The sequence below is a fragment of the Oleiphilus sp. HI0080 genome (assembly GCF_001635135.1).
Genome location: NZ_LWFU01000484.1, coordinates 1 through 5,342 on the forward strand (window position 1 = coordinate 1; position 5,342 = coordinate 5,342).

Genomic DNA, 5,342 nt, shown 5'->3' on the forward strand with positions numbered 1-5,342 from the left:
AGTACTACCTCAGCCATTGGAAGTTCGTATTTCAAAGCAACTTGACCGCCAACAAACTGCATATCAAGTTGGACACCCCGCTTTTCGACACAGAGACTGATGACATTCCCCAGATACGCTTGTGGCACGAGAATATTCGCTTCCACGACCGGCTCACGCATCTCGTCAATAGATCCGGGATCAGGAAGACGCGATGGATTATCAACCATAATCACATCGCCGTTACGTAATTTCACTTCATATGCGACAGTGGGCGCCGATGTTATCAGATCGAGATCATACTCCCGCTCGAGCCGCTCTTGGATAATCTCCATGTGCAGCATGCCAAGGAACCCACAACGGAAACCAAAACCAAGGGCGTCTGAAGACTCAGGTTCGAACTGCAGAGAAGCGTCATTCAGAGTTAATTTATCTAATGCTTCTCGGAAGGCCTCAAAATCATCCGCACTAACGGGAAATAATGCTGCGTACACTTGGGGCTTAACGCGTTTAAAGCCTGGCAACTGAGCCACGTCTTGCGTCTTGGCACTTGTGATGGTATCACCCACCGGCGCTCCATGAATCTCTTTGATTCCAGCAACCACGAACCCTACTTCACCCGCTTTTAGGACTCCGGTCTCATGATGTTTTGGAGTAAAAACGCCAATTGACGTAATTTGCTCAACCTTACCCGTCGACTTTATAAAAATGCGATCGCCCTTGCGCATCGTCCCAGACATCACTCGAACCAAGGAGACGACTCCGAGATAGTTATCAAACCATGAATCGATGATCAGTGCTTGGAGATTGCCATCGGTATCGCCTTCTGGTGGAGGAATAACTTGAATAAGCTCCTCAAGGACGTCTTCGACACCCATGCCAGATTTTGCACTGCACGCGACCGCACCAGTTGCATCGATACCGATTATGTCTTCGATTTCCTGCTTAACACGGTCTGGCTCGGCTTGCGGCAAATCCATTTTGTTGAGTACAGGCAACACTTCTAGGCCTTGCTCGATGGCGGTATAGCAATTTGCGACAGATTGCGCCTCAACACCCTGCCCCGCATCTACAACTAAGAGCGCTCCCTCACAGGCAGCAAGCGATCGAGACACCTCATACGAGAAATCGACGTGCCCGGGAGTGTCGATGAAGTTCAGTTGATATGTCTCGCCATCCTTCGCTGTGTAGTACAGCGTAACGCTCTGAGCTTTGATCGTAATACCCCGTTCACGCTCTATGTCCATCGAGTCAAGAACTTGCGCCTCCATCTCTCGCTCACTCAAGCCACCACAGACCTGTATAAACCTGTCTGCTAAGGTCGATTTGCCATGGTCGATATGGGCGATAATAGAGAAATTACGAATATTTTTAAGACTGCTCACATAGGGTACTCTTTCAAATTAAGGCGCGCATTTTATAGCATTTGACGCCTCGAGGGAAAACTTACTGCATGGGTATTTCAAGATACTCCCGAAGTATTGGTTCTCCGTCGAAACGCGCCCGCAATACTGAGATAAACGTATAAACTCCGACAAGCTTTCGGTTAAGAAAAACAAACTCTTTCGGAGGAATCTTGAAGTAGCGGCTAACCGCAGAGCGCGCGGCTATTTTGGCGATCCTTGTCGGCAAATCGCTTTCATTCCACAGATAGCGACCTTGAGCATCACAGTATTGGGCCTTGTCGATACCTTGAGAGGCTACAGGGACAAGAGGCTCAAGCACAGCCATACAAACCTTACCAAACTGCTCAAGCACATCTCTAGGCCATTCAGGCCGCATAAAATTCAACGCAATACCACCCGCGATCACACCCTCTAAGTCTCGGTGATAGGCTGAACGAATCATAGAACAGACTGGCTGGATAAAGCTTGACTGATATCGTTGTACCGCCCCAAAGTCCAAAAGAACGAGACGAACATCATTCTCGTCGATGCGAATCCGGTAATTCCCAAAATTTGGATCAGTTTGGATCTCGTGCCAAACAAATAGCTCATTTAAAAACAATTCTAGGAATGAAGCGGAAAGTTTGTCTCGCTGTTCCTGAGGAAGGGCTTGCGCCAGCTCACTGCCAACGTGCACACCTTTTTCGTAACTTGTCGCAAGAATATGCGCATTGGAATACTGCTGAATCACGCTTGGAACAATGTAGCGCGAATCGTCTTTTAACAACTCGTGAAAACGTTGCGTTGTCTCAGCCTCAAGGACGTAATCAACCTCTCGGTGCATCATCTCGCGCACCTCCAGCAACCATTCGTCAAACGCTGGCCCACGTGCAACAACGTTAGTCAGCCGCAATATTTGAGCAACCGAATCCAGGTCTGCATCAATCGCAGATGCAACGCCAGGATATTGGATTTTAAGACAAATTTCCTGACCCGAGCCCTTTATGCGCGCTCGATGTACCTGGCCTAGACTGGCTGTGCCAATCGGCGTCTCTTCGATATCAAGATCTTGAACCGCGTCCGAACCGAGCTGTTCAAACAGAATTCCTCTGACAATCGCCCACTCTAGCGGTTGCGTATTCTCTTCGAGAGTATGTAAGGCCTCAGTGACTTCGACAGGAAGAAAATGCTCACCATATAGAGCCATCATCTGCCCGATTTTCACAACACTACCTTTTAATTTCCCAAGCTCGTCAGCTAAATACTTCGCCTCTCGGGAGAGCGCCTGCCTGCGCGCTTCTTTGCGCCCTTCCGCCCCTTTAAACAGACCCGCCGTCAAGCTGCCAGCCATTCTCGTTCCAGCAACCAGACCTGCACGAGTGAGACTTAAGCGCCGTTCAAAGCTACCTGTCTTGATTTTCGAGAGCTTCATAATGCGCCTTGTACACGTCAAGTCGGCGAAGGGCCAAACTAACCGACCTTTTCCCCTTTCGCTTGTTTGTCCGCATGATAAGAGGAACGAACCAATGGCCCACTTGCGACATGCTTAAAACCAAGCGCACGCGCCTTCTCAGCCAACTCGTCAAACTCCGCCGGCGTTACAAAACGCTCTAGCGCCAAATGATCACGACTAGGCTGCAAATACTGCCCAAGTGTCAACATATCTACATCATGCTCTCGCAGGTCCGCCATTACTTGCTCGACTTCATCAAGCGTCTCACCAATACCTAGCATCAACCCAGACTTGGTCAATACATTTGGCGCCAGCGCTTTATACTCCTTCAACAGTTTGAGTGACCAAGCATAATCAGAACCCGGTCGCACCTTTTTATAAAGCGATGGGACAGTTTCGAGATTATGATTAAAAACGTCTGGCGGCGTATCCTTTAGGATATCCAAAGCAACATCCATGCGACCTCGAAAGTCAGGCACCAATACCTCGATTTGAATCTCTTCAGACCGCTCCCGCGTTTCACGGATACAGTCTGCAAAATGCTGCGCTCCACCATCTCGCAAATCATCGCGGTCGACAGAGGTAATCACGACGTAATTTAGCGCCATGTCCGCAATCGCTTCTGCCAACTCAGCAGGCTCATCTTGATTTAGCGGCTTTGGCCTGCCATGAGCAACATCGCAGAAGGGGCAGCGACGAGTACAAATATCGCCCATAATCATAAAGGTCGCCGTTCCACCACCAAAGCACTCTCCAAGGTTCGGGCAGGATGCCTCTTCACAAACGGTATGCAAACCATGCTTGCGGAGCTTTTGCTTTATCTCAGAAATTCTTGGTGTTGCAGGAACACGGACCCGAATCCAATCTGGCTTGCGCGGCATTTTTTCGGTGGGGATGACCTTAATGGGTATTCTTGCGACTTTTTCGGCGCCTCGAAGTTTCTCACCAGTCACCGCACGTTTGATTGATGGCTTAGCCTTGCCTGTCGCAGCATGATCTGGCTCGCCTGCACCGTCTAGATTCTCATCAATTGTTTTATTGGTCATAAAGTCTCTGTATATTCAATTACGAGCTGTTTGTACCCAAACTGCTCACGCAGAGCGTCAACCAAACGTCCTGCAAAAGGCTCGACGGGCTCCCAGTTTTCAAAATTAGAGAGCTGCGTCATTTCCAAGCCGCGATATCCGCACGGATTAATCCTGTCAAAGGGCGAGAGGTCCATATCGATATTAATACTTAAACCGTGAAAGCAACGCCCTTTTCGAATACGCAAACCAATCGAAGCAATCTTCCGCCCGTCAACATAAACTCCAGGTGCGTCTCTTCTTGCTTCTGCAGAAACACCTAATAAACCAAGCGTACTCACGATACTCGTTTCAATAAGCGTCACCAGCTGCCTTGCGCCAATTCCCATACGGTCAATATCTAGCAAGAGGTATACGACAAGTTGCCCTGGGCCATGATAGGTAACCTGTCCTCCGCGATCTACCTGAACAACTGGAATATCGCCTGGCGCTAATAGATGTTCTGCCTTGCCAGCCTGCCCCTGAGTAAACACAGGTCGATGCTGTAACACCCAGATTTGGTCTTCAGAATGATCGTCGCGCGCGTCAGTATATTGCTGCATGGCTTGCCATGTCGGCTCATAATCTGCCAACTCGCTGAGGTAGCGAACAAAGAGCTCTCTATCTTCGTTAGAAACAATCTGCTCGGGGCTTTCTGCTAGGCTCAAATAGCACCTCTTTCCTAGATAACCATTTTCACATGCGACACAGAAGTAATAGCCTTATGCATTGCATCTAGCTGCTCCCTGTCCGTCGCTTGGAAGCTAATCCTAAGAGACACAAAATTTCCATTTTTGCTTTCTTGAGCAACAATGCTATCTCGATCAAACCCGGGGGCATGTTCACTGACAATCGCTCCGACTACCTCACCGACCTCGGGCGCATTTGAACAAATAACTTTGATTGGATAGTGACATGGAAACTCAAGCTCTGGTACGTCGGCCATTCATCACCCCTCTCTAACCAAACAAACCTAGGAAAAACAATTTGATCCAGTCCCATATACGCTTGAACAATCCACCCTGATCAACATCCTCAAGCGCGACAATATGCTGATCGACCAATACATCGCCATCCAGTGTAACCAACAAACGCCCCATTCTATCTCCGAGCGCAACAGGAGCCTTGATGGTTGGATTGATTTCTAAGGTCGCCTCGAGCTCAGTCTTATGCCCCCTAGGAATAGTCACGGTCACGGCTTCGGCTAAACCAAGATTAATTGCATCTAACGCCCCACCCCAAACCTTTGCCTCGCTTAAAACCTCTCCAGCCGTGTAAAGCGGCGTTGTCTCATAATATCGGAAACCATAATTTAGTAATTTTTGAGTTTCTTTCACCCTTGCTTCTTCACTAGAAGTACCCATGACCACACTGATCAATCGCATATCATCGCGTTTGGCAGAGGACACTAAACAATAACCCGCTTCTTCAGTGTGCCCGGTCTTCAAGCCGTCGACTGAT

Annotated in this window: 5 protein-coding genes and 1 pseudogene; all 6 read right to left on the reverse strand. The window is 48.8% G+C overall.

The window, feature by feature from the left end; all coding sequences use genetic code 11:
* The coding region (gene lepA / locus A3751_RS10115) for a translation elongation factor 4 (protein ID WP_068455274.1) at window positions 1-1,364 on the reverse strand (1,364 nt) is incomplete at its 3' end.
* 61 nt (window positions 1,365-1,425) lie between these two features.
* Window positions 1,426-2,796 carry an AarF/ABC1/UbiB kinase family protein gene (locus A3751_RS10120; RefSeq protein WP_068455277.1) on the reverse strand — a complete coding sequence of 457 codons (1,371 nt, stop codon included), beginning with the start codon at window positions 2,794-2,796 and terminating at the stop codon, window positions 1,426-1,428.
* Window positions 2,797-2,834: 38 nt separating this feature from the next.
* Window positions 2,835-3,863 carry a lipoyl synthase gene (gene lipA / locus A3751_RS10125; RefSeq protein ID WP_082863175.1) on the reverse strand — a complete coding sequence of 343 codons (1,029 nt, stop codon included), beginning with the start codon at window positions 3,861-3,863 and terminating at the stop codon, window positions 2,835-2,837.
* Window positions 3,860-4,444, reverse strand: a complete 585-nt coding sequence (gene lipB, locus A3751_RS10130; protein WP_231871740.1) for a lipoyl(octanoyl) transferase LipB — start codon at window positions 4,442-4,444, stop codon at window positions 3,860-3,862. Before lipB ends, lipA begins: the two co-directional genes overlap by 4 nt.
* Window positions 4,445-4,563: 119 nt before the next feature.
* On the reverse strand, window positions 4,564-4,827 hold the full coding sequence (locus A3751_RS10135) for a YbeD family protein (protein ID WP_068455280.1): 264 nt from the start codon (window positions 4,825-4,827) through the stop codon (window positions 4,564-4,566).
* A gap of 13 nt (window positions 4,828-4,840) precedes the next feature.
* Window positions 4,841-5,342: pseudogene (locus tag A3751_RS10140) on the reverse strand (D-alanyl-D-alanine carboxypeptidase); the annotation flags it as partial.